This window comes from Nostoc sp., from assembly GCF_036916735.1.
In the GTDB taxonomy this organism is placed as follows: domain Bacteria; phylum Cyanobacteriota; class Cyanobacteriia; order Cyanobacteriales; family Nostocaceae; genus Nostoc.
This window is the reverse complement of record NZ_JBALFV010000035.1, coordinates 1-23,050: the sequence shown is the minus strand read 5'-3', so window position 1 is coordinate 23,050 and position 23,050 is coordinate 1. Positions and strand designations below refer to the sequence as shown.

Genomic DNA, 23,050 nt, shown 5'->3' with positions numbered 1-23,050 from the left:
GTATCGCCAGATTTGGAATTAATTATTTGCTGTTTGTCGGACTCGGATTGGGAATGGTGAGTGGAGGAAGTTTCTGACTATTATCTACAGGTTGTTTCCACTCTGATAGTTCCCGATTCACGGCATTTGCAAAATCTGTAGATACCAACAGCACATTTATATTACCATCGGGTTTTGTAGCAGGGTCAGCTTGAGCATACAAAAAACGACCATTAAAGTTAGATTTACCCAAAATCAGCTGATGGCTTTGGCGGTTTTTCAGGGTGATATTAATAGTTGCTTGGGGTGGATCTAAGGCAAATTCTCCAAGCTGTTTTGCTGGAGTTGATAAAGTACGCTCGCTATTACCCTTGACCAACAAATCCATTAAATAAGAAACAATAGCGTCATTTGCTGGCCCCGATATGGGAGATTTGATTAACCACTTGGGCTTACTAGAAGATTCAGGGTTACGTTCCAGATTCAGGGTGAGTTTTTTTGTCTTGACTGTTAAAGACTGTACATCATCTTCTCCAAAAGAGAAAATTTTCTGCTTTTGCTCTTTTGTTTCTTCTGGCACAGTTGCACCCCGAATTTCATGGAAGTAAACAAAACCACCTAAACCCAGCGCTAACAGTATCAAAATTAAAGTTGTTCGCGGCAATTTCATTTTTTAGTCATTTGTCATTTGTCATTGGGCATGGAAAAAACTCTTCTCCAGTCTCTACTTGTCACTCCTGTATAGACAAGGGTTAATCGCGTCTCTACTCCTAACTTACTTCTTACCGTCGTTTCCACCAAATAATAACTGCGATCGCAAACCCAATTAAGGGTAAAAGCAACAGAGATGACAATATTAAAAGATTACCTTGTGTGGTTGTCAGGGTTATCCGACGATTTTTCGGTTCTTTGGGGCGAATGGAAAGGGGTTGCTCATCCTGTTGACTCAGCCAAGTAACTGAGTTGAGGAATACATCTCCATTTAATTGCTGTTGAAACAAGCCATCGGTAGCGAAATCGGAATTTCCTAAAACTACTAAGCGCGACTCGGTAGCTGTTTGAGATGAAGGAGTTGGGGAAGCAGTAGCCGCAGGTGTGGGAGTGGGGGTAGCTTTGTTACCTTGGGTGGTTGGAGATGGCAGGGGTGAAGCTTGCAGAGTATTACCGGAGGGGGAAGGAGTGGGGCTAGTCTTGCTTTGAGTGGTTGGTAATGGTAGAGGTGAAGGTGTGGGTGCAGCTTGGGGAGTGGAAGCAGATTTAGCTGTTTGTTTTCTTGTTAAGGCAACGCCCAAGGTTAGAGGTCCTTTCATATCTTTATCTGGATTAAACTCCAATTTTTCGCTTTGAAGGTCACTTTCTGCCCAACTGCTGGGGTAGGGTTTAGTTCGTAACAGTGGAGTAGCCTGAACACCAGGCACAGAGGTAATTTCCAGTGGTCGGGCAATGGGATAAAAAGAATTGCCGTTACCGAAATCTTTGGTAATCGGATGTTGTCCATATTCTGTGACTAAGGGTGCAGCAGGGCCAAGTCCCACTACACTTTCACCAGAGGTATCGATTGCTAAACGATTATCCAGACGAACACCCCACTCTTGTAGCAAGCTGTTAAGTTTGGGATCGGTATTAGGATCGATCATCAGCAGCAAATTACCACCGTGGTTAAGATACTCTTGCAAGGCTTTGACTTCACCCTCAAACAGCCCTCGTTTGGGGCCAGCTACTATCACTACAGCCGCATCTTGAGGAACTTTAGAAGTTTCTCCTAAATTTAAGGGTGATGTTGTGAAACTTTTGTCGCCTAATGCTTGAACTGCTTGTGATATTGCATCTTTACCAGGCGAAAGTTGGCGTTCGCCATGACCTTGGAGTAAGTAAACTTTGGCTGTGGTTGAATTTGTTAGTTGTTGCAGGCGACTAGTTAATCTAATTTCTGACAATCGCTCACTTTCATTTATTGTTTGTACTAATTGCCGTTTATCGCCAGATTCTAAATAAACTTCCCCGTAATCTTTAACCCCAAACTTTTCTGCAAGTCCTGGTCTAGTTTGAGGGTCGATGTACTCATATTTAAATTTTGAGCTTTGGCGTTGATAATTTTCTAGCAGTTCTCTGTCCTGAGGATTCTGGTTAATATCAAACACCCACACTTTAACAGGCTGTGGTAAAACCTTCACCAGTTCGCGTGACTGGGGTGCAAGGGTAAACAATTGAGCCTCTGTTAAGTCTGCCCGCAGGTGATAGCGAGTTCCCAAAAAGTTAATCAATCCCAAAATTGCTAACACTGCCAGAGTTGCTACTAAAGCATTAGTCCCAGCTTGGGTAGAACGACGGTTCCACCAGTTACTCTGGTAGCTTTGCCATATTATCCCCAACCCACTGATAACAATTCCTGTAATCAGAAATACTAATGGGATTAGTCCCCACTGTTCAGAGACTAATCCAACTGTTAAGCCGACAGTAATTAGGAATGGACCTAACCAAAACAGATATTTCCACAGTTTCTTTTTTGCAACTATCTTCATATTTGTCATTTGTCATTTGTCATTGGTCATTTGTCATTAGTCATTGGTCGTTGGTCATGTATCACAAATTAGTGACAAGTAGAAATATATGCACGAAAATCAATTGATTAAATAAAAATTAGCAAGACAACTGAATCAATGGCAACAAAGCGATTTCAAGAATTACAGGTGTATCAATTATCAGAACAATTAGCAGATGACATTTGGAAAATTGTTGAAGGATGGAACTTTTTTGCAAAAGATACGATTGGTAAACAAATTGTCCGTTCGGCAGATAGTATCGGCGCCAATATAGCGGAAGGTGTAGGAAGAGGTAGTTTTCAAGAAAATAGACGTTTTATCAAAATAGCGAGAAGTTCTTTGAATGAAACTCAACATTGGTTAAGACGGGCTTACACTCGTAATCTTTTAACTAACGAACAGATAAATGCAATCATAACAATCATTAACAAACTAGCACCAAAATTAAACTCCTACCTAAACTCAATTGGAAATGTATCAGATGAAAAATGACCAATGACCAATGACAAATGACTATTGCCTTTGAAATCGCAGTGCATCAATTGATTGAGCTGTGAGAAAGATGCCAAAAAAAATGTAACTGGCGAATAAAATTAAGGCGCTGGTATCAAAAATGCCTTGAATTAAAATGTTGTAATGTTTCAGCAACGACAGATACCCTAAAGCTTCGCCCAAGGGTCCAGGGACGATTTTGGCGATTAAATCAATTAATAACAATAATAAAATTACTGCAAATGTGAAAACGGCAGACAGAATTGTACTGTCAGTTAATGAAGAAATAAACATTCCTAAAGATAAAATTGCTGCTGCTAGCAAGATTAATCCAAAATGACCCAGTAAGGGAATTGAGATTGCCATTGGTGGATTTGATCCACTGATGGCGATCGCTTCCAACACTAGCATCGGTACAACCATCGTGGTAAAAAATGTTAGCACGCCTAATAACTTACCTAAAGCTACCGCCCAATTGGTAATTGGTGAGGTGGCTAATAATTCTAAAGTACCGCGCTTACGTTCTTCGGCATAGAGTCCCATCGAGAGAATTGGCAGGATAAACAATAATAGCCACCCCATGCGATCTAAAAATGCCCGGATAAATTCATAGGGGACATCTATCGGTGGTACTGGCACTCCGAGTTGTTGTCCTTGTGCATCTATTGCCGCAACTCCTACCAAAATGCCATCTGGGCCTAGCAAAATCATCACGAAGAATAACCCCGCGATTAACCAAAATATGCCTGCGATCGCATAAGCCAAAGGCGATACAAAATAACTCTGTAACTCTCGGCGATAAATGGCAATAATATTACTCAGCACTACACCCATTTACGCTGCTTCTCCTTCGTTATCTGCTGCTAAGTCTACCTCAGTATCGAAATTTTTTTCTTCTGTGGTCAGTTGCAAGAACACGTCTTCTAAGGTAGCGTTAACTCGCTTCAGTTCATGTAAACCGAATCCTGTCCGCACTAGTGTTGTGGCAATATCCTTTCCTGGTTCTTTTCCCGGTTGCGATATCACCCGCAGGTAAGCGCGATTTGTCTGGGGTTGATGGCCTCCAGTTGTCAGAATTGATTCTACCAAACTCACACCCGCGACTTTTTGCAATACCTGTTTTGCTAGAGCTGCTTCTCCTTCTATTTCCAACTCATACCCTGAGCCACCTGTCAACTGAGTCATTAAGCTTTCTGGTGTATTAGTTGCCACAACTTTACCGCGATTGATGATGGCGACGCGGCTACAAGTCATGCTCACTTCTGGCAGAATGTGTGTGGAAAGAATAATTGTGTGAGTCCCAGCGAGGCTTTTAATTAAATTCCGCACCTCAATTATTTGTCGGGGATCGAGTCCAACGGTGGGTTCATCTAAAATGATTGCTGGTGGATCGTGGACGATCGCTTGAGCAATTCCGACACGTTGGCGGTATCCTTTAGAGAGTTTGCGAATAATCACCCGCCGCTTATCTTCTAAATTGCAGCGTTCGATAGCAGCTGTTACCTTATTGGGGCGATCGCCTGCTGATACTCCCTTAATTCGGGCGACAAAATCCAAAAATCCCTCCACCGTCATCTCTGGATATAACGGGGGTGTTTCCGGTAAATAACCAATCCGTTGGCGTACAGCTAGGGAATTTTCATGGACATCATAACCAGCAATCCGGGCATTTCCATTAGTTGCCGGTAAATAACCAGCCAGAATCCGCATGGTTGTAGTTTTACCAGCGCCATTGGGGCCCAACAACCCTAAAATTTCCCCACGTTCGACGCTAAAAGTGACATCAGTAATCGCTGGGGTGGAACCGTATATTTTACTCAGATGTTCAATTTCGATCATCGGTATAGTGGCGATCGCAATTTATAAGATACCCAATAATCTTAGATCACGATGTTGGGTATGGACGATTGGCACTAATGATTCGCCGACAATAGCTAAAGTTCCTGAAGATTGAGCCTCATCTTAGGAAAATAGGAATGTAATTCTTCTTGTGAGCTTCTTTCCGTGAGAATACCATGTTATTTGAGGGAGCAACGCGAAAATATGAGGTGTTAAAACTCAAAACGGAAATAGGCTATTTCGGGATGCGTAGGCGCAGCCCGCCGTAGGCATCGCACTTTGCACCAGAGGCAGGAATGCGATTGTTATTTGTATATATAAATTTAATGCACTTGTAGCGTTTGCACTTTGTTGACCATTATTACAAATGTGCTGACTTAGTTTAGTGGTTGCGGCAACAGGCAATTTAATAAAGTATTGAAGGTAGAAATGCGCCTACTGGCTCGTTGTACAGTCCCAGACTCATCAATGTCATTGGTCGAACTATGTGTAATCCTCTTCTAAGCACCAGCGCAATAACTCAGTATTGCGTGTTGGCAAGAGAAATCGAGATTCGGAAATTGCTGTTGCAGCGCTCACTAATGCTTTGAGGTCTTGATTACTGTGTGCAACTGTATGTCCATCCAAGCTAAGTACAGTTATATATCCTGTTATGCAACCATTATGTTCAACTACTGTAAGCGTTTGCTGCTCAATTGCATCAAGTAATTCGATTTGGCAAACATGACCATGAAGTTGAAAACAGAGTTGGTTGCAGATATCGATATCTGCTGCGGTTGCTTTACGAACCACATAGCCTAAAACTTCAAGTTGAAGCGCTGTATCTTTTAGGACTGCAAGCGGTTCTCGCACACGAAATCCGAGTTTAGTATATAAGGAAAATGAACATGGCATTGTCGGTCAAAACAATGCCATTGTCAGTCGAAACAATGCCATTGTCAGTCGAAACAATGCCATTGTTAGTCGAAACAATGCCATTGTCAGTCAAAACAATGGCATTGTAACTCTAAAAGACCTGTGTGTACACATCGCTTTACAAAGAAAGAGGCTTTCTAGACAAGAATGAAAATTTAGGTTAATAATAGCTGCCAGATTTCCGATGCTCCAAAGCAGTGACACCATCATTTTCCAACACTTCACCGTGATCGATGACAGCATAAATTAACCATCGATCGCCGCATTCAAGTTGATTTTGCACCGTACATTCTAAATAGGCTAATGCCTCATTCAAAATCAAACAACCATTAAGAGCAGTTTGTGTGTCAAGATTTGCAAAGGGATTATCTCCTAATGTGCTATGACGAGAAAAATAGCGTCGCACATTTCTTCCTTCTTTGAGGATATTCAGCACAAATTTATCACCAGGATGATGCATTAAATCTGCATTTTGCTCGTTAGCGATCGCAATCATAATTCCTGGTGGGTTAAAAGTTGCCTGCGATACCCAAGAAGTTAAAACCCCTTTGTGAGTTTCTTCATCACGAGTTGTCACAACACACAGAGAACCAATGATTCGCCCCACCGCTTGTTCGGTACGATCTACATGGGTTTCTGTCACAACCTGGCGGGAACTCCGCAGTTTTTTGGTTTTTTTCAAGTTTTGGGCAAAGAAAGTACCTGCTTGTTGACACTGCTGAAGAATCTCAGGAGTAGGACTGAAACGCACCCGAATTGTTTCAAACCCTAGTTGATAATTAGCATCTTTGAGCTTGCTTTCGATTAAATCTATTGCCTCGCCACTCCAGCCGTAGGAACCAAACACCCCTGCTAACTTAGTTTTAGCCGCCACAGAGAGGACTATTCCTAAAGCAGTTTGAATTTGAGTTGGTGCATGTCCGCCTAAAGTGGGTGAGCCGATAATTAAGCCATCGCAAGTTTCGACAATGCGGTTAATCTCAGCAGAATCGGCTAGTTCACAGTTGATTGATTCTACATTAACTCCATTTTGGATTAAACCTTGAGCGATCGCATTCGCCATAATTGCTGTATTTCCATAAGCAGAAGCATAAAGCAAAGCGACACTCAACTCTTGAGATTTTTGCCCTTGACACCATTGACGGTAATCATAAGTAAAACGGCTAAGGCTGTAACGCACAACCGGGCCGTGTGCTGGGGCGTAACATCTGGCTCCCAAAGCTGACAACTTATCTAAGGCTACTTCAACTTGTTTAGCTTGGGGCGCATGAAGACATTCAAAATAGTAACGACGTTCCGCATCCAATCCCTTCCAATCTTCATCAAACAAGGTATCTTCACAAATATGAGCGCCAAAAAGTTTGTCTGTGTAGAGAATTTTTGTGGCGGAATCATAGGTACAAAGTCCATCTGCCCAACGGGGAGTTGGTACGGTGATAAATGATAGATGATGTCCTTGTCCTAAATCTAGAGTATCTCCCGATCGCATCGTTTGAATAAGTGATTCAAATTCGGGAAAGGCAGTTTTTAGAGCATTGGCAGCGGGACGAGAACAAATGAGAGTGGCTTGAGGAACCAGAGAGAGCAATACTTGCAAGGTTGCTCTGCGGTTCGGGTTGACATGACTGAGAACAATGTAATCGAGGGAGATAAAATCTAGATGTTGTGCTAGTTGCTCAAGGTAAATTTCGGTAAAGGATTCACCAGGAGGGTCAATTAAAGCCTTTTTATTAGCTTGAATTAGATAAGAATTCGCTGTAGTTCCCCGTTGGCGGGAATACTCTACCTCAAATTTTAATCTGTCCCAAGTCCGTGATCGTAAAATCAGAGTATTTTTACCAATTTCAGCAACTTGTACATCTCTTGGATGGGTGGTAATTAAAGTATTTGCAGACATAATAACCTCTCTTAATAATGGGGTATTGGGCACTTGTACTGGGCGACTTGCCCTGAGCGTAGTCGTAAAGCCTGCGGCATAGCTACGCTTAACGCGTAGCGTCCTATTGGGAAGGGAGTCAAAGTATTGGGCACTTATACTGAGCTGCGTCTAAGGATGGGGCATTGGACATGAGTTATTCTTCTTCTCTTCTCTCTCCCTATTCCCTATTCCCCACTCTCTACTCTCTATTTTTAATGACCATTAGTTTGTGTTAATTCAGACTTGGCTAAGTTTCTATAGCGTTTAGATATTTCTTGTTCCGGGTCGATACCTTCAAAAGTAGGGGGTAGCCAAACTCGGAGAAACAGTAGTATTCCCAAAACTAATAAAAAGGCACAAGTTGCTAAAACTTGACTCCAACTTGCTTCTAGAACACCTTTAACAATGACTTCTCGCAAGGCGGAAACGATGGAAACTTCAACAGCTACTCCAATAGATACTCGATGTTCCTGTAAATAAATAATCAGCAGTCGAAATAGCTCAACTAAGATAAGTAAAAAGAGAATATCGGCAGTAACAGCATGAAAATCTAGAGGTGGAAGTAAGGAGAGAAACATATCTCTCACCTGAAGTACCATGAAACTAAATAAACCGATACACAAAGAAATTACAATTACGTCTTGGATAAATTCCAAGGTTCGCACAACGCGCCCACGATTGAGCTCGTACATGGTAATCGAGGTATTTTCAGCAGATTTATACATAGTTTTTTGGAAGATGTGATGAATCAAAGACGCGATGAATCACGTCTGTACAAGAGTGGGTAGAGACGCGATTCATCGCGTCTGTTGGGGAGCAAGCGGACAAGGAGAATGACCAATGACAAATGACAAATGACTATTTAGTAATGATTGCCAATTTTGCGGTGATGAGCGGCGGTAAGTGCATGTAAGTTGGCAACTCTTCCAGTTTGGACTGTGCTATAAATTACCCAATGATCTCCACAATCCATGCGACTAGTAATTTCACATTCCATGTAAGCTAAAGCTTCAGCTAAAACTGGCGATTCATTTTTTGCTGGATATGTTTTCACTCCAGTAAAGCGATCTGCACCAGGAGCAAAACGCTTGAGAAAATGTTTCATTAATCCTTGATATTTGCCTTCTTCTAAAACGTTTAAAACAAAGCGATCGCCAACGTGCATCAAGGATTCAATTGCCCGATCTTTGGAGACTGCGATCGCTACTCCTAAAGGCTCAAGACTCGCTTGCGTTACCCAAGAAGCAAACATTGCACTCTGAATTTCTCCTTTTTTGGCGGTGATAATATACAATCCTGTGCTAATCCGCCCTAAAGCTTTTTCTAGCTCGGTATTGATGGATTTGATTTGTTTAATGGTGCGATCGCGGGTCAGCCATTGACCCATATCTGTCCCCGCTTCATCACAAAGTTGTTCTGTTGCTTGGGTAGGAATTTCCTTAACTAAAATAGGAGGAAAAGCTTCAGTTAATCCCAGTTCTTGAAACTTATTACGTAAAGGATAAACAGGTTCATCTTCTCCACCTCCCGACTCTAATAAACCAATTGCCTGCTTCTTGTGAACAGCAGCTAAAATAGTGCTTAAAGCAGCTTGAGCCATCACTGAAGATTGGGGTGGCATTGCAATTACTAAACCAGAAGCTTGTGCAACTAATTCTCGAACTTCTTGAGGCTCGGCACTATTGAGGTCTACTAATTCTACTGCCACGCCTGTTTTCGCGCATCCATGCGCGATGGTACGAACTAAATGCTCGCTATGCCCATAATCTTCAACATAAAATAGAGCCACTAATGTCTCTGTTTTTGCTTGTTCTAAACTCCAGTTTTGATAGCGTCCGAGCCATTCGGAGATATAGTGTTGTAATAAAGGCCCATGTCCCGTAGCAACTGTTCCTATTTCTAACTTTTCAATCCGTTTTAAAGCTGCTAAGACAGACCGGGCATTGGGACCCATGAGACAATCATAGTAATAGTGAAAATCTTCCTCTATTGAACTAATATTTTCATCATAAGTGTGGTCATCACAGTAGTGCATCCCAAACACATCGCAAGTGTAGAGAGTGCAAGTTTTATGGTCATAAGTCAAGATTGTGTCAGGCCAGTGTAAGTTAGGTGCAGAGATAAATTCTAATTCGTGTCCGTTGCCTAAATCCAAGCGCTCTCCACTTTTCACCTGCATTGATTTAAAGGGCTGGTGAACCATATTTTCTAGAAATTGAATAGCTACCTTAGCACCAACAACAGTAATCGAGGGAGCTAATTGCAAAATATCTTTCACTAAGCCACTGTGGTCTGGTTCCGTGTGGCTGATAATTAAATAATCTATCTTAGCCGGATCAACTAATCCCGCCACTACCTCAAGATATAATTCCTCAAACTTGCGGTGAGATGTATCAATTAAGGCAACTTTTTCGCCCTGAATTAAAAAAGAATTATAGGTTGTACCATTGCGTAAACCAAACTCGATATCAAAACGTTCTCTATCCCAGTCGAGACAACGTATAGCAGTCGTTTGAGGAGCAATTTCAACAGTTTGAATCGTCAAACGTCCAGGATTAGGAATAACTTGAGTAAGCTGTGTGAGTGCAACCATTTCTTTTCTCCAAAAAGAATATTATCTGGAGCGAGTGTTATGTTTCTTATATTTACCTGAAACACTCAATTAGTAAAATGCCAATTTCTAAAGCTAATCATCAGAAAGATTTATTCTTCATTTTGATTGACTTACCATTGAATTACTCAATGTTTATCATTACTTTTATGTCCCATAAGGATGTAAATTCTAAGTTAGAATGTTGACACATGTCGTTAACCTTTTTTCTTCCCCCTTTAGAACAAATTAACAGCGAAATCGCCCGTCAAGCTGGTGTTGAGTTGTATGTGCTGCGCCTCGATCTCATGCATCCGTGGGTTAACGGTAACAAGTGGTTTAAGCTGAAATACAATCTTTTGGAAGCTAAGGAAAAAAAATTCACGACGCTGCTAACCTTTGGCGGCGCTTATTCCAATCACATCTATGCAACTGCGGCGGCTGGTAATCTTTTCGGTTTTCGCACTATTGGTTTAATTCGTGGGGAGGAAAGGCTACCATTAAACCCGACGCTGAATTTTGCTGTACAACAGGGTATGCACCTTGTGTACCTGAACCGTGAAATGTATCGACAGCGCAACACACCAGCACTACAGGAATATCTACGACAACGTTTCGGTGAGGTGTTTATCATTCCCGAAGGTGGGAATAATTTAAATGGTGTGCACGGCTGTACAGAGATAATTGATCATGCAATGCCTACGGTGGTCACTGAGCGCAGCCGAAGTGCTGGCTACGCCTACACATTTAATAGTATATGTGTAGCCTGCGGCACAGCTACCACACTAGCAGGTATTGCGCTTTCGTTGCATGATAAGCAAAGAGCGATCGCTTTTCCAGTATTGAAAAATGGGGCTTTTCTCACACAAGAAATCGAAAGTTTATTGACAAATTACCTCGCCTCTGGTTTACCTTCGCCATATACCTCTCCGGCTTCCTGGCAATTGGTATGTGATTACCACTTCGGCGGCTATGCAAAGGTGAACGATGATCTGCTACTGTTCAGCCAACAGTTTAGGGAGCAACATGGCGTACCCCTTGATTACGTATATACCGCTAAAATGTTTTACGGAGTGATAGATTTACTAAAGCAGGGATTTTTTTGTAAAGGTGATTGCTTGTTGCTGGTACACACAGGCGGCTTACAGGGCAACGTTGGTATGGAAGAAAGGTTGCAGAGGTTTTCTAAAATCTGAGTTGCCACTTAATTAAATATCAGTTAACCTTGTATGGAATTTTACTAGAATAATTTAAATTCACACACCAATCTTGATATTTACTCAAACTTAGATAAGGTTAATTCAATGTTTACATACGCTGATCGCATTAAGCCAGATGGTCACGGTATTACTACCTATTTAGAAAATCTCCTAGCGAAAAGGTATCAAATTCCGACTTCCCAACGAGATGTGGTCTGGGAGAAAGAGAATGTTAAAAAACTTTGGGGTAGTATTTATAAATTTTACCCTTTAGGAAGTATTTTAATTTGGAAAACCAGCACAAGATTATAAAGCCATCGACAAATAGGAGGGATCAAATTTGTTGATGATTTTAACTTTAATGAATACCAATATATTTTAGATGGGCAACAAAGAACGACTGCTCTTTTAACGTCAATAGATGGAGGAAAAATTGATAAAAAGGAGAACTTTGAACCAACGTTATATAGACTTTACAGTTGACTTCACAGATGCAAATGATGATATAAATTACACCACATATTTCCAGTTTACTTTATTAAACAGAGTGCCATTGCTAGTCAGATAGAATCTCACAACTTGATGAATATTGCCTATTTGTCTCAAATAACTAATTTGAAAATTAGCGATAAAAATCCGTTAGATTATCTCAAAGAATATGATGAGCCTGGTTTAGAGGCAGTCCTACACTCTCATCTTATACCAACGATTATTCTTGAATGGTCAAGAGCCGATGCACTTCCTGAAAATGCACTAAGCATTTTTATTGAAAAAAGAGTAAATCTTTTATTAGAGGCTTTGAGGCTAAAGTTAGAAGGGATTGGATTTAATATTTTTGATATAGCCAATCGCACGGATAATATCTATTCCTAATAAACGATTGGTCAAAAAAGAGGTATTGCTGGATAAAATAAATTTGCCCAACACACTCGCTCACATACATGAGATATTCATACTTTGATAACAAAGAGCGTTCCGCAATTGGGAACGCTATATTTTGGTAAATTTTGTTAAGATAATATGAATTTAAATTGAAAATTGCTAGTTCTTAAAATCAAGCATGGAGATTTGCTTGTTCCTGCAACCAAGGATCTACAGGTTGCCCATCTTTGCGGCGTAATTCAATTTCCACCACCATCACTTCTTTGGAACCAGGAGGCGCAGGTTTTTTATGGAAAAGAATGTCATAATCTTCTGGATTGTGTTTGTGTTCTTTCAACCATTCCTGTACTTTGGTTGTGGCAAAAAATGATTGCCCTTGCTCAAACATTCGGGTAATCTGCAATTGTAGTGTATAAGGATTTATCCGACCCATTTTCTACCGCCTTTGTTAAGTTAATTGTAGGATAAGTAATCTACTTACCCTAGATAATCTAATGTTAGTGCGAAGTACGCATATCTGACACTTGACATACTGCTATTTGTAGAAACAAAGTCCTAACTTAGTTTGATCAATGTCTTCATAAAGCGCCGATTCTCCTGGAATCTATGTTTTACAGGTCGAAAAATTATTATTTGTGCTGCTTGGTTTTCACCTAGTAATGTTATAATAATATATTCAAAAAAATGTTAAAAACTTGACTGCACTCCACTACTGAAGTTGTACGCACAGTCAGGGTCGACGGAACAGATTAGTTAAAAATTCTTCAGCATTTCCCACTGCCTTTACAACATTTTACTACTTAATTCTGTTATAGATTGGAGAGAGGCACGCCGCTTCAAAGACTGACCAACAGACTGAGATGGTTGTTATGAAGAGCAAAAATCAAGCTGTTTTCGCTTTAATTGTAAAAAGCACTATTGTCTTTTTACCGTTACTCCTGTCCCCTGGAATTGCCAGTGGACAATCTCCACCATCACCTTCTCCAGCAGTAACTCCTGTTTTGATGTTATCAAATCAGGAACGAGAAGAATTAATGCGGCTAAGAGCACAAAAGCGAATTCAACAGCAAGTCCAATCTGATTTTAACAGCGCTTTTAGCCGGACAACTATCTTACTCAATGTCTGGCTAGTTATATTAAGTCTATTTCCAGTCGCAATCATTGCTTTATTTTGGCTCCTGCGACGGGTGGTAATCCGGGAAATTGTTGATAGAGCGATGCAACAATTACAAGGAATAGAAAAATTACAAAATCAACTAGCCACCGTTAAACAAGAGGCTGAAAATCTTATTCAAGAAGCTAAAAAAATAAATTATGAATTAGAAGAGGAAACGGCTAGTTTACAACAACAGATTAAAAATGAACAAAAAAAATATTTATTTAACCTTACATCTGAACTAGATTTAGCTAAAGCACAGGTATTAAGTAGATTAGAAACTGAACTGAAAAAATCTCAAGAAAATATACAAATTGTAGAGTCAGAATTTGCTTCTGGGTTATCTAGGTTAGAGTTGGATGGTCAACAACAAAGAGATGTAGTACTGGATAATCTCGCAAAATTAGCATCTGTCATGGCAGAGGAAGTGTCTAATTTCAAGTTAGGTGTGCAACAACAGCAAAAACTAGCCCTTACTGATTTAGAAGCATCAAGCTCTAAGTTCACATCTCAACTTTATGGATGGCAGTCTGATGCTCAAAAGCAAAAGGATATAGCTATTGAAAGTTTAACAGAATTGCAGTCGCAATTTGCTATTCAATTATCAAAATTACAGGTAGATGCTCAAAAACAAAAAGATATCACACTTGACAATTTAGGAATATTAGATAAAAAATTGAAATTTCAATTATCTGAATTACAAATAGATGCTCAGGAGCAAAAAAATAAAATTGTTGAGAGTTTAGCAGCATTGCAGTCAGAGTTTGCTGAGAAATTATCTGAATTACAAGTAGATGCTCAAAAGCGTAAAGAGTTAATTATTGAAAATTTAGAAAAATCTGGTTCTGAGTTTACTTCGCAATTCTCAGATTTACAATGGAATGCTCAACAACAAAAGATTCTCATTTTGGAGAAGTTAGAAAGATTAGAAACTGAGTTTGTCTCTCAACTTTCTGAGTTACAATTGGATGCCCAAGAAAGAAAGGATCTCATTCTTCAAGAACTAACTGAAATTACACCTGAATCTATCCTAGAGGTGGTAAATTCTGAAGTTGACGTTGAGATGACACCTGCATCCATGCCAGAGATTGTAAATTCTGAAGTTGAGGAGGAAATACAGGAACAGCCACAAAAACCAGAATTCGCTGCTGATGAGTATGTAAAACAGGGAGATGAGCTATTTTCCCAAAGGCGCTATGAAGATGCGATCGCAGCTTACAACCAAGCGGTTAAAATCCAAGCTAATGAGCCAGTGACTTGGTTAAAACGAGGTCTAACTTTAGGAAGGTTGAAACGCTACAAAGATGCGATCGCATCATATAATAGAGCTATTGCGATTCAACCAGATTATCATCAAGCTTGGTGCGATCGCGGCGTTGCTTTTGGTAACTTACAACAGCATCAGCAAGCCTTTGACTCATTTGATAAAGCTACACAAATCAAGCCTGATGATGCAGTTGCTTGGTTGAATCACGGTCTTTCCCTAGTAGCATTAGAACAATACGAAGAGGCAATAGCGTCCTTTGAAAAAGCTCTCGAATTCCAACCCAATTCCCCCAAAATCTGGGATAAACGCGGTTATACCTTGGTAAGATTGGGACGCGATGATGAAGCGATCGCTAGTTTTAACAAAGCCTTAGAAATTAACTCAGATTATGCCAGTGCTTATTATAACAAAGCAGCCTGTTACGCACTGCAAAGACAAGTTGAACTATCTCTGTTAACTTTACAACAAGCAATTGAACTTAATCCCAGGTATAAAGAAGACGCAATAACTGATCTAGATTTTGATGATATTACCGATGATGAGCGCTTTAAGCAGTTAGTTACACAGTAACGATTTAAAAGGCATTGGGCATTACTTATTCCACGCCTACTTCCCCTACTCCCCACTCCCCCCAATTGGCGGATTCTGTTCCCCAGACATCGCTTTGAGTTTAGATGTAAAAGACTCAGAGCGATCGCTTTTTTCTGGAGTAAATTGCCCGATAGGGGCATGAATGGGGGCAGGTGGGAGCAGTTTTGGCTGTCGTTGATGAGGAATTGGTGATGGTGAAGGGGGTGGACTTTCTTGTGAAGTTTGCCTTTGGTTGATAGCAGACGATAACTGAAGCCTTGTTGAAGAAGCAAATTTTCCCGAAAGGGGAGACTTCAGGACAGTTTTATTGTCCTTTGCTTCCTCCTTCGCTTCTTCATCTACAGATGTTTTTTGTTCGGAACTTTTCAGTTGTAGAGTTGCAGTATTACTGTGTTGATAGCCGTTGCGAATCTTAGCCGGTGGTAATTGAGGATTCGTAACTTTCTCTACAGTGGGGTTTTTCTTCGCTGGCGGTAGGGCTGGCGCAGGCGATGAGGTTAAACTTTGGGGAAATTTGCTACAAATCATCCGTTCAAATTCCATATTGAAATGATATGTAGCCTGATCCCGGCGCTGCCAAAATACTAAAATTTGCTGGACGGAAACAGCTTTATAACGACCTTGATATAGTGCTTCAATCACTGCCAGGTGTAGCCAATTAAGCGGGTATTGCGTTTGCCAACGCTCAACTAGCTCATTGGCAGTATAGCCACTGAGATCGAAACTATAGTTAATTAATAAGGCGATCGCCAAGTTGGCAGAGGTGTCTGGAAGTGTTGTTAACATGGGGCTATTAGCTTTAAGCAATAGGATGTAAGATTTTTCACCCATTGCATATTAGCCTAACGTGCTTTTAACTACATGGTTTTTTTTCCAGAAGTACTAAGCCGATAAGCAGTGTTTCCTATTCTACTTGTCAACTTCTATAATGCAACCCCACATAGACTGATTTAATCCTAGATATTTGCCTAATGGCAACTAATGACTGAGGGACTTCCAATTAAAAAATTATCCCATCGTTTTAGAGGCAGGAGGCATACTTCGACTCCTTTCGACTTTGCTCAAGACAAGTCGCTCAGTACAAGGGGGCTAGGAGGAGGAAAAGTCGTAGTAAAGTCCAAAAATTAGATAATTTATTTTTTGGAGTTCGCTAAAAGCGAACGTAGCGGGGCGTTCACTTTTAGTGTATAGGACAGAAGCCCATTGCATCAGCGCAGCGTAAAGCCTTCTCTTCTCCTATCAAAGACGCTGCGCGAACTAGATGCTCTTGCTAGCTTGCTTCCACGAAGTGGTACGCTTAGAGCGAGGTCCAAGCGTTATTGCGAATTGCGAATTGGGTTCATATATTCTCATCCAGGACTGTTCCTTCTATATTGGCTCCATCCAAATTTGCTCCGCTTAAATTTGTCTGGTTCAAATCTGCTTGAGTGAGATTTGCTTGGGATAAGTCGGCTACAGTTAAGTCTGCACCACTTAAATCGGCTCCATCTAAATTCGCCGCTATCAAATTAGCTTCCTGCAAATCTGCTTCACTCAAGTTAGTTTCAATCAGTTTAGCAACTGTCAAATCAGCCTGACTCAAATTAGCTCCATCCAAGATAGCTCTATCCAAGATAGCTCCATCCAAGATAGCTCCGCTTAAGTTGCTACCACTGAGGTCAGCATTGCTCAAATCTGCTCCATTTAAGTCTGCCTCAATCAAACTAGCTTGGGCTAAATTAGCGTGACTCAGATTAGCTCCATCTAAAATTGCTTTATCTAAAATTATGCCATTGAGATTAGCTTCCCTTAAGTTTGCCTCGCTCAAGTTGACACCAGTAAAGTCTCTGACACCTGCGGCATAGTTTTTCAGGAGTTGATCTGCTTTCATATCTGTCGCTGTGTTAAGGAACGTTTAATCAAAGCTATCCAGCTTACTCAGATAGGCAGTAAATCCTCAGCACGCGCCACAGAGGATTGGTGTAGTGAATCAAACCGAAGTGAATATCAAATCACTTTTCTCTACATTAGCCATCCTCAACTACTGGCGCTACTACCTAGAGTTGTGAGTTACTTTCATACTTGGGAGGGATGTTGAGGAATTTAAAAACTTAAACATTAGTGCAAAGCGATCGCTATACTCAATTGTGATGTTCATCTGGCAAAGGTTATGGCAAAACCAATTCGTATTCTTTTGCAGACTACGATTCCGACAACTGAAGATGACTGGAGCATTTTTCGTTTCTCGATGTTACAAGATTACTTAGCATCGATTAGAGACGAAGCAGGAAACTCCTTATTTGAAGTTACAGGACGCGATTACGAATCAGATGCAGTAGGCAGTGACCCAGTTTTAAGTAGTCTCGACAAATCAGATTTTGATGAACTTTGGCTATTTGGATTAGAGGTGGATAAGGGTTTAAGCGAAAAAGACATCGCTGGAATTAATACTTTTCGGCAAAGCGGCGGCGGTATTTTGACAACACGCGATCATCAAGATATGGGTTGTTCGATGTCTGGTTTAATTGACATTGGTGATATCCACTATTTCAACACCAAAAATCCCGATCCCGATGAATCTCGTTGGAGCCGAGATGACTCATACACAACTTATATCTCCTGGCCCAACTATCATTCTGGAGCTAACGGTGATTATCAAAAAATTACCATTGTTGAACCCATTCACGAACTGTTCAAAAATCCCAATTCTCCTTCGGGAAGTATCGAATTTTTTCCTGCACATCCCCACGAAGGCGGTATTGGTGTGCCTTCAGGCAATGCTAATGCGCGAGTAATTGCTTTGGGTAAAAGTTTAGTTACAGGTCGTAACTTTAATCTGGTTGTAGCCATCGAGCATCATCAAGATAAACAGGGAAATATATTAGGACGAGCAGTAGCTAACTCCAGCTTTCATCATTTAGTAGATTACAACTGGGATATTAACAAACGCTGTCCCACTTTTGTTGATGAGCCACCGGGAGATGGCATGAAAAAAGAGCCACGCGCCTTAGAAGATATTAAAACCTATGTGCGTAACGTCGCTTTCTGGCTAGCAAATTAATTTGAATTGAGCCATTCTCCCCTGAAACTAATAAAGAAGCATCCAGTTTTGAAAGAAATACCTGGCGATTATAAATGGCAGCTATACAAATTAACCAAACCTGCCTTCGCGGGTTTCAAGGAGTCCGCAAAGGCGGACTTCGTTTGTGTAGCCACAGACTTATAGTCTAAGGGCAATTCGCCAAAACAGGATGCTCCCCAATACTGCGTAGGTTTTGAAAATTTGTAGGTTGGGTTGAACTTTAGTGTTACCCAACAAATCTTTGAAAATATTGGGTTTCGTTCCTCAATCCAACGTACATTGGAGTTATTTCTTAGGCTTAACCGAACAGTATTGAGATGCTTTCGACTAATAGTCTGTCAAGCTAGTTTTGATGGTTGATACTAAGTACAGCATTTTATTAAATTTTATTAATTCGTAACGAATTAAATTTGGCAATGCCAATGCATCGATTAACAATACCAATGCATCGACTGACAATACTAATGCATCGATTAACAATACCAATGCATTGACTGACAATACTAATGCATCGACTGACAATGCCAATGCGTCCCTTTGCATTAAAAACGCTACAATTTTATGCAAAGCTGTAGTGAGCACTTTAATCCTTATTTTTTAAGCACTGAAGTACTTAATACAAACTTGTCTAATACAGACTTAATGCTACAACGGTTGGCCTGGATTTCTCACCACATCTCTCAAAGCCTGCGCTTGAGCAGGGGGGTAGGGGAGAGTTATTGTACAAATTCTTTCCCCTTTGCACCTCTGCACCTCTGCACTTCAAGTTTGTGAGAAATGCGGGTTAGGTGGGGTTTACGTTTCTCCACCAACCACTACATCTCGAATTCGCAAACTAGGGCCACCACAACCCACTGACAAACCATTTTGCCCTCCCTTACCGCAACCACCGGATTCATCCCAGTAAAAATCATCACCAATTGCCTCAATATCCGCTAGAGTTTGGAATACATTTCCCGAAAGCGTTACATCCCGCACTGGTTCAGCAATTTTGCCGTTCCTAATCATCCACGCTTCTCCAGCACTGAAGGTGAACATTTCCCCATTCGTCATTCCACCCAACCAATTGCGAGCATACACTCCTTCTTTAATATCAGTGAATAAGTCTTTAACTGGTGTTTTACCCCGTTCAATCCAGGTATTTGTCATCCGCACAATGGGAGTAAAGTAATAGTTGAGACATCGGGCGTTACCCGTAGGCGCTTCCTCTAATTTGCCAGCAGTTTCACGAGAATGTAAGCGTCCAACTAAAACTCCATCTTTAATTAGTTGAGTAGTAGTAGCAGGTGTGCCTTCATCATCGTAAAAATAGCTACCGCGATGTCCCTCTGGGGCAGCACCATCAAAAATTTGCAGTTCTTCTGGACCAAACCGCCGTCCAATGGTCATGACTTCCAGCAGATCGGGGTTTTCGTAAGCCATATCAGCCTCAGAAAGATGTCCAAAAGCTTCGTGGACAAACAAACCCGTGAGAATTGGGTCAATGACTACGGTATAAGTATTGCCTTTTACCGATGGCAGAGATAAAGCTGCGATCGCTCTTTGAGCTGCACTTTTTACCTGTTCATCCAAATCAGTTAAATCTTCATACGCTTTGCGAGAACCAGTAGTTTCTCGTCCAGTTTGTACGGTTTCGCCATTTCTGGCGGTAGCTGCAAAGCGCATTTCCATATCCACCCAAGATTGCTCAATCAAAGTGCCTTCTGAGGTAGCTATAATCACTTTTTGGGCACTGTCACCGTAACGCACTGAGGTAGTGGTAATCCGGCGATCAACGCTTTTGAGCAATTCAGTATAGTGATCGCACAATTGTTTTTTCTTCGAGAGTGGAATTTGTCGGGGATCAGTACCTTTTAAGGGTAGAACGCATACAGCTTGCACCGGGTCAATAGGTGCAAGTAAAGTTTCTTCATCACCAACCATCCGCGCCGCAGCGATCGCTTCTTCTATCCGATCTTGAATTGTCGCCAATTGGTTAAAGCAGCTCAAACCCCATCCACCTTTATAACAAGCGCGAATATGTCCACCAATGGAGATGCCAACGCTTAGGGTTTCTACCTTGTCGCCACGCAACAAGATATCAGTCCCTTCTGCTTCTTCAAGGCGAATCATCAGATAATCTACACGCTCAGAGTAGCGGGCGATTAAGTCAGAAAGTAAATTTTGTGCGTCAGCAAGTGTGGTCGGCATTTCCAATTAGTAACAATGACGAACTGCATTTATTTTGCAATTAATTGGGGAATATCTGCTACTCAATGTTATGAGGTGACTGGGTACTTGGGACTGGGTAATAAATAAATTTTCTCTAATCCCCAATCTTTAATTACGCTGGGTAAGAACTCAATGATGTGCTAAGGTAATTAAGTGAGAATAAAATTCGGTAACAGCGTTTGTTTTTAGTATTGACAGGCTTTTCCCTTTTGGTCTTAACAAGCTTGTCTCCGAAATCTAAATCTCTACACACCTATGATTTTGGAGATAATGTATGTCAATTTATGTAGGTAATCTATCCTACGAGGTTACACAAGACGACCTCACATCTGTTTTTGCTGAACATGGTTCTGTAAAACGGGTTCAGTTGCCTACCGACCGCGAAACAGGACGTCCACGGGGTTTTGCTTTCGTAGAGATGGGTACAGAAGCTGAAGAAACAGCTGCCATTGAAGCTCTTGATGGTGCTGAGTGGATGGGACGCGACTTGAAAGTGAACAAGGCTAAACCCAAAGAAGATAGAGGTGGTTCTTTTGGTGGTGGCGATCGTCGCGGCGGCGGTGGATACAACCGAGGACGCTACTAAGCTTTAAAATTAGAAATTAAGTTTTAACGTCTTAAGGGCAGATAATGAATCTGCCCTTTTTGCGCTTTAGTCTACTGGATAGCTTAAAATTGGCCAGTACCAATTAAGTAGAAGATGAAAATGACCAAGTCTGTGTAGGTAAAAATGAAGGAATTGAGTCAGCCTTACATCGATTCAAAAGAGAAGTTTCCAAAGCAGACATTTTTCCAGACATGAGAAAGCATCGTCACTTTGAAACGCTTTTGGAAAAACACAAGCGCAAAGAAGTTGCAAGGCACAAACAATGCAAGAGAAATTTCCGTCCCAATTGAAAACAAGCGATACCTACGGTAAGTACACTAACGCATTCTCTCATTAAATTCTAGCTGTCGAAGAGGCGATCACTGTACTCCTGCATGTAAATCTAAGAAGTAGGTTTTAGCAAAGGCATTACTAATTATACGATGGGCATTTAAATAACGGTGTGTCCCCAACTGTAAAAAACTTTTGATTGTTACTTCCAAGATGGTGATCGCTATACTGACTTTACTAAGATTTGGCTAAAAAATTTATTTTTGGCATTTTTTTAGTAGTCTATAAGACTTTTGAAGGTTGGTCTTGGAAAGTTGAGCTAGGATTTTGGGCGAGTAATACGGGAGCATCCCAATTTTGTAAATTTACCAAGTTAGCAGGTAGTCATTGCGAATGGAGCGAAGCGGAATGTAAGCGGAGCCTTCCCGAAGGGTAGCAATCGCAAAGTCTAGATGCTGCAATTGCAACTCTAAAAGACGCAACGCCCGAACGCTTCATTTCATTACGCTCGCAATGACAAAATATGTTTTTACACATTTGGGATGCTCCCAGTAATACTCAAATTTTAACCCTTCTCCTGACGGAGAAGGGTAAGAAGTAGCATAGACAACCCCAACTTGTCGGTCTGCTGAGATGGAGATTGAGCATACATCCACTCCCAACAGCGATTTGTTGAGTATGATTTAGTAGGTTTGGGACACTTTTTCCTCTTGAGTAGAAAGAGAGCGAATTAGCTCCCGAATCACATCGGTTGCTGGTCTTCCCGTCATTGAACAGTATTGTTCAAGCTTTTGTGCCTCACTTAATGTGAGATTGATTGTAAGTCGTTTAGCAGCCCATTTTTTATTCATGTAGTAGACAGACAAACTATATTTTTAAACTACTTCTCTAATATCAATCTTTTAAGCTGCTACTACAATGGTATAACTAATGACATTTAATTTAAGTAATCATGAAGCAACATATTATATTTTTCTAAGCAATAGTAAAGAGGTAGGATATATTCTAAAGTATAAAGTTTAGCTAATTGTTAAGTAAATAATTATGCTTAGAGGAGAGAAGTAATATTAAATCAAGTAAAGACCATAAGTATTCTTACTAACTGTTATCATGTTTTAAAGAATTTCGCCAGGCGTTTTCCAATTTCTTGCTACTTTTTAACCTGCTTGCTTTTTATCCACCACAGCATCTGTAGTTTTTGTTTCTGGTTCCCTAAGTTGGCTGTTTGTAAACGTTTGTCACCAAGCCATGTGCCAATCAAGATAGATAATCACCTTTGCAGTTAAGGTGGACAACTGTGCTACAAAAGCTTTAAAAGCTTTTGTTTTAAGGGACTTCCAGAAAATAAATTATGCCGTAGTTAAGCCAAATTTCTGTAACGCCGATAAGATTAGCTTTTCAAATAAGTTCCTCTGTTGTTTTAGCAGCTATATTACAGCAAAAACAAAAGCTTTCTCAAAGTCATTTGAGAAAGCTTTAGTTAGAAAAATAAACCTGGCATCGAGCTATTTTTGCGTAGGGCAACCCCTA

22 protein-coding genes and 1 pseudogene are annotated in these 23,050 nt (G+C 40.8%); 9 read left to right on the top strand and 14 right to left on the bottom strand.

The genetic code is table 11. From position 1 onward, the window contains the following. Positions 1–22: 22 nt before the first annotated feature. Together V7L20_RS08770 and V7L20_RS08765 are read right to left on the bottom strand one after the other, a co-directional pair. Complete coding sequence (locus V7L20_RS08770; protein WP_334743699.1) at positions 23–649, bottom strand: DUF4340 domain-containing protein; 627 nt, start codon at positions 647–649, stop codon at positions 23–25. A gap of 112 nt (positions 650–761) precedes the next feature. Beyond that, positions 762–2,501, bottom strand: coding sequence for a GldG family protein (locus V7L20_RS08765; protein WP_334743698.1), 1,740 nt, complete (start codon positions 2,499–2,501; stop codon positions 762–764). Between the two features lie 138 nt (positions 2,502–2,639). On the opposite strand from V7L20_RS08765, the gene V7L20_RS08760 reads away from it, so the two are divergent. Beyond that, positions 2,640–3,014, top strand: coding sequence for a four helix bundle protein (locus tag V7L20_RS08760; RefSeq protein WP_334743697.1), 375 nt, complete (start codon positions 2,640–2,642; stop codon positions 3,012–3,014). A gap of 21 nt (positions 3,015–3,035) precedes the next feature. On the opposite strand, the gene V7L20_RS08755 is transcribed toward V7L20_RS08760, so the two are convergent. From V7L20_RS08755 to V7L20_RS08730, 6 genes are all read right to left on the bottom strand, one after another. Continuing rightward, positions 3,036–3,848, bottom strand: a complete 813-nt coding sequence (locus V7L20_RS08755; protein WP_334743696.1) for an ABC transporter permease — start codon at positions 3,846–3,848, stop codon at positions 3,036–3,038. Next, positions 3,849–4,853 (bottom strand): ABC transporter ATP-binding protein, encoded by a 1,005-nt coding sequence (locus tag V7L20_RS08750; RefSeq protein ID WP_334743695.1) that lies wholly within the window; start codon positions 4,851–4,853, stop codon positions 3,849–3,851. It lies immediately after the preceding gene. A 483-nt stretch (positions 4,854–5,336) separates the two neighbouring features. After that, the gene (locus V7L20_RS08745; protein WP_334743694.1) at positions 5,337–5,705 is read right to left on the bottom strand and encodes a hypothetical protein; all 369 of its coding nucleotides are present in this window, start codon (positions 5,703–5,705) and stop codon (positions 5,337–5,339) included. A gap of 223 nt (positions 5,706–5,928) precedes the next feature. After that, positions 5,929–7,665: a diflavin flavoprotein gene (locus V7L20_RS08740; protein ID WP_334743693.1), complete on the bottom strand. Its 1,737-nt coding sequence runs from the start codon at positions 7,663–7,665 to the stop codon at positions 5,929–5,931. Between the two features lie 233 nt (positions 7,666–7,898). Next, the gene (locus V7L20_RS08735; RefSeq protein ID WP_334743692.1) at positions 7,899–8,411 is read right to left on the bottom strand and encodes a phosphate-starvation-inducible PsiE family protein; all 513 of its coding nucleotides are present in this window, start codon (positions 8,409–8,411) and stop codon (positions 7,899–7,901) included. Positions 8,412–8,548: 137 nt separating this feature from the next. Continuing rightward, on the bottom strand, positions 8,549–10,279 hold the full coding sequence (locus V7L20_RS08730) for a diflavin flavoprotein (protein WP_334743691.1): 1,731 nt from the start codon (positions 10,277–10,279) through the stop codon (positions 8,549–8,551). 209 nt (positions 10,280–10,488) lie between these two features. On the opposite strand from V7L20_RS08730, the gene V7L20_RS08725 reads away from it, so the two are divergent. The 3 genes from V7L20_RS08725 to V7L20_RS08715 all read left to right on the top strand — a co-directional run bounded on the left by V7L20_RS08725 (position 10,489) and on the right by V7L20_RS08715 (position 12,348). Further along, a complete protein-coding gene (locus tag V7L20_RS08725) occupies positions 10,489–11,472 on the top strand; it encodes a 1-aminocyclopropane-1-carboxylate deaminase/D-cysteine desulfhydrase (RefSeq protein WP_334743690.1) in 984 nt (327 codons plus the stop codon). A 108-nt stretch (positions 11,473–11,580) separates the two neighbouring features. Further along, positions 11,581–11,787: a DUF262 domain-containing protein gene (locus tag V7L20_RS08720; protein WP_334743689.1), complete on the top strand. Its 207-nt coding sequence runs from the start codon at positions 11,581–11,583 to the stop codon at positions 11,785–11,787. A 270-nt stretch (positions 11,788–12,057) separates the two neighbouring features. Next, entirely contained in the window at positions 12,058–12,348 is a 291-nt protein-coding gene (locus tag V7L20_RS08715; RefSeq protein ID WP_334743688.1) for a hypothetical protein, read from the top strand. 181 nt (positions 12,349–12,529) lie between these two features. Here V7L20_RS08715 and V7L20_RS08710 read toward each other — a convergent pair whose 3' ends face one another. Then, positions 12,530–12,790 (bottom strand): hypothetical protein, encoded by a 261-nt coding sequence (locus V7L20_RS08710; RefSeq protein WP_322646093.1) that lies wholly within the window; start codon positions 12,788–12,790, stop codon positions 12,530–12,532. A gap of 436 nt (positions 12,791–13,226) precedes the next feature. On the opposite strand from V7L20_RS08710, the gene V7L20_RS08705 reads away from it, so the two are divergent. Continuing rightward, positions 13,227–15,350, top strand: a complete 2,124-nt coding sequence (locus V7L20_RS08705) for a tetratricopeptide repeat protein (protein WP_334743687.1) — start codon at positions 13,227–13,229, stop codon at positions 15,348–15,350. A 45-nt stretch (positions 15,351–15,395) separates the two neighbouring features. On the opposite strand, the gene V7L20_RS08700 is transcribed toward V7L20_RS08705, so the two are convergent. Next, the gene (locus tag V7L20_RS08700; protein WP_442943518.1) at positions 15,396–16,157 is read right to left on the bottom strand and encodes a hypothetical protein; all 762 of its coding nucleotides are present in this window, start codon (positions 16,155–16,157) and stop codon (positions 15,396–15,398) included. Positions 16,158–16,710: 553 nt separating this feature from the next. Further along, entirely contained in the window at positions 16,711–17,241 is a 531-nt protein-coding gene (locus V7L20_RS08695; RefSeq protein WP_334743685.1) for a pentapeptide repeat-containing protein, read from the bottom strand. Between the two features lie 279 nt (positions 17,242–17,520). Between V7L20_RS08695 and V7L20_RS08690 the strand changes: the two genes are divergently transcribed. Further along, complete coding sequence (locus tag V7L20_RS08690) at positions 17,521–18,411, top strand: hypothetical protein (RefSeq protein ID WP_334743684.1); 891 nt, start codon at positions 17,521–17,523, stop codon at positions 18,409–18,411. Between the two features lie 348 nt (positions 18,412–18,759). On the opposite strand, the gene V7L20_RS08685 is transcribed toward V7L20_RS08690, so the two are convergent. Beyond that, complete coding sequence (locus V7L20_RS08685; RefSeq protein ID WP_334743683.1) at positions 18,760–18,975, bottom strand: hypothetical protein; 216 nt, start codon at positions 18,973–18,975, stop codon at positions 18,760–18,762. A 252-nt stretch (positions 18,976–19,227) separates the two neighbouring features. Further along, positions 19,228–20,622, bottom strand: a complete 1,395-nt coding sequence (locus V7L20_RS08680) for a TldD/PmbA family protein (RefSeq protein WP_334743682.1) — start codon at positions 20,620–20,622, stop codon at positions 19,228–19,230. Between the two features lie 295 nt (positions 20,623–20,917). Between V7L20_RS08680 and V7L20_RS08675 the strand changes: the two genes are divergently transcribed. Together V7L20_RS08675 and rpsU are read left to right on the top strand one after the other, a co-directional pair. Beyond that, positions 20,918–21,229 (top strand): RNA recognition motif domain-containing protein, encoded by a 312-nt coding sequence (locus V7L20_RS08675; RefSeq protein WP_334743681.1) that lies wholly within the window; start codon positions 20,918–20,920, stop codon positions 21,227–21,229. Between the two features lie 125 nt (positions 21,230–21,354). Beyond that, positions 21,355–21,540: pseudogene (gene rpsU, locus V7L20_RS08670) on the top strand (30S ribosomal protein S21); the annotation flags it as partial. Positions 21,541–22,203: 663 nt separating this feature from the next. Here rpsU and V7L20_RS08665 read toward each other — a convergent pair. Continuing rightward, positions 22,204–22,371 carry a CopG family transcriptional regulator gene (locus V7L20_RS08665; protein WP_334743680.1) on the bottom strand — a complete coding sequence of 56 codons (168 nt, stop codon included), beginning with the start codon at positions 22,369–22,371 and terminating at the stop codon, positions 22,204–22,206. A 436-nt stretch (positions 22,372–22,807) separates the two neighbouring features. On the opposite strand from V7L20_RS08665, the gene V7L20_RS08660 reads away from it, so the two are divergent. After that, the coding region (locus V7L20_RS08660; RefSeq protein ID WP_334743679.1) for a hypothetical protein at positions 22,808–23,050 on the top strand (243 nt) is incomplete at its 3' end.

Excerpts from the sequence above, each read along its gene's own strand:
- V7L20_RS08770 (WP_334743699.1), bottom strand. The coding sequence starts at position 649 with ATGAAATTGCCGCGAACAACTTTAATTTTGATACTGTTAGCGCTGGGT.
- V7L20_RS08675 (WP_334743681.1), top strand. The coding sequence starts at position 20,918 with ATGTCAATTTATGTAGGTAATCTATCCTACGAGGTTACACAAGACGAC.
- V7L20_RS08725 (WP_334743690.1), top strand. The coding sequence starts at position 10,489 with ATGTCGTTAACCTTTTTTCTTCCCCCTTTAGAACAAATTAACAGCGAA.
- V7L20_RS08735 (WP_334743692.1), bottom strand. The coding sequence starts at position 8,411 with ATGTATAAATCTGCTGAAAATACCTCGATTACCATGTACGAGCTCAAT.
- V7L20_RS08710 (WP_322646093.1), bottom strand. The coding sequence starts at position 12,790 with ATGGGTCGGATAAATCCTTATACACTACAATTGCAGATTACCCGAATG.
- V7L20_RS08755 (WP_334743696.1), bottom strand. The coding sequence starts at position 3,848 with ATGGGTGTAGTGCTGAGTAATATTATTGCCATTTATCGCCGAGAGTTA.
- V7L20_RS08715 (WP_334743688.1), top strand. The coding sequence starts at position 12,058 with ATGAATATTGCCTATTTGTCTCAAATAACTAATTTGAAAATTAGCGAT.
- V7L20_RS08765 (WP_334743698.1), bottom strand. The coding sequence starts at position 2,501 with ATGAAGATAGTTGCAAAAAAGAAACTGTGGAAATATCTGTTTTGGTTA.
- V7L20_RS08680 (WP_334743682.1), bottom strand. The coding sequence starts at position 20,622 with ATGCCGACCACACTTGCTGACGCACAAAATTTACTTTCTGACTTAATC.
- V7L20_RS08720 (WP_334743689.1), top strand. The coding sequence starts at position 11,581 with ATGTTTACATACGCTGATCGCATTAAGCCAGATGGTCACGGTATTACT.
- V7L20_RS08700 (WP_442943518.1), bottom strand. The coding sequence starts at position 16,157 with ATGTTAACAACACTTCCAGACACCTCTGCCAACTTGGCGATCGCCTTA.
- V7L20_RS08760 (WP_334743697.1), top strand. The coding sequence starts at position 2,640 with ATGGCAACAAAGCGATTTCAAGAATTACAGGTGTATCAATTATCAGAA.
- V7L20_RS08690 (WP_334743684.1), top strand. The coding sequence starts at position 17,521 with ATGGCAAAACCAATTCGTATTCTTTTGCAGACTACGATTCCGACAACT.
- V7L20_RS08665 (WP_334743680.1), bottom strand. The coding sequence starts at position 22,371 with ATGAATAAAAAATGGGCTGCTAAACGACTTACAATCAATCTCACATTA.
- V7L20_RS08685 (WP_334743683.1), bottom strand. The coding sequence starts at position 18,975 with ATGCAAAGGGACGCATTGGCATTGTCAGTCGATGCATTAGTATTGTCA.
- V7L20_RS08730 (WP_334743691.1), bottom strand. The coding sequence starts at position 10,279 with ATGGTTGCACTCACACAGCTTACTCAAGTTATTCCTAATCCTGGACGT.
- V7L20_RS08740 (WP_334743693.1), bottom strand. The coding sequence starts at position 7,665 with ATGTCTGCAAATACTTTAATTACCACCCATCCAAGAGATGTACAAGTT.
- V7L20_RS08750 (WP_334743695.1), bottom strand. The coding sequence starts at position 4,853 with ATGATCGAAATTGAACATCTGAGTAAAATATACGGTTCCACCCCAGCG.
- V7L20_RS08695 (WP_334743685.1), bottom strand. The coding sequence starts at position 17,241 with ATGAAAGCAGATCAACTCCTGAAAAACTATGCCGCAGGTGTCAGAGAC.
- V7L20_RS08705 (WP_334743687.1), top strand. The coding sequence starts at position 13,227 with ATGAAGAGCAAAAATCAAGCTGTTTTCGCTTTAATTGTAAAAAGCACT.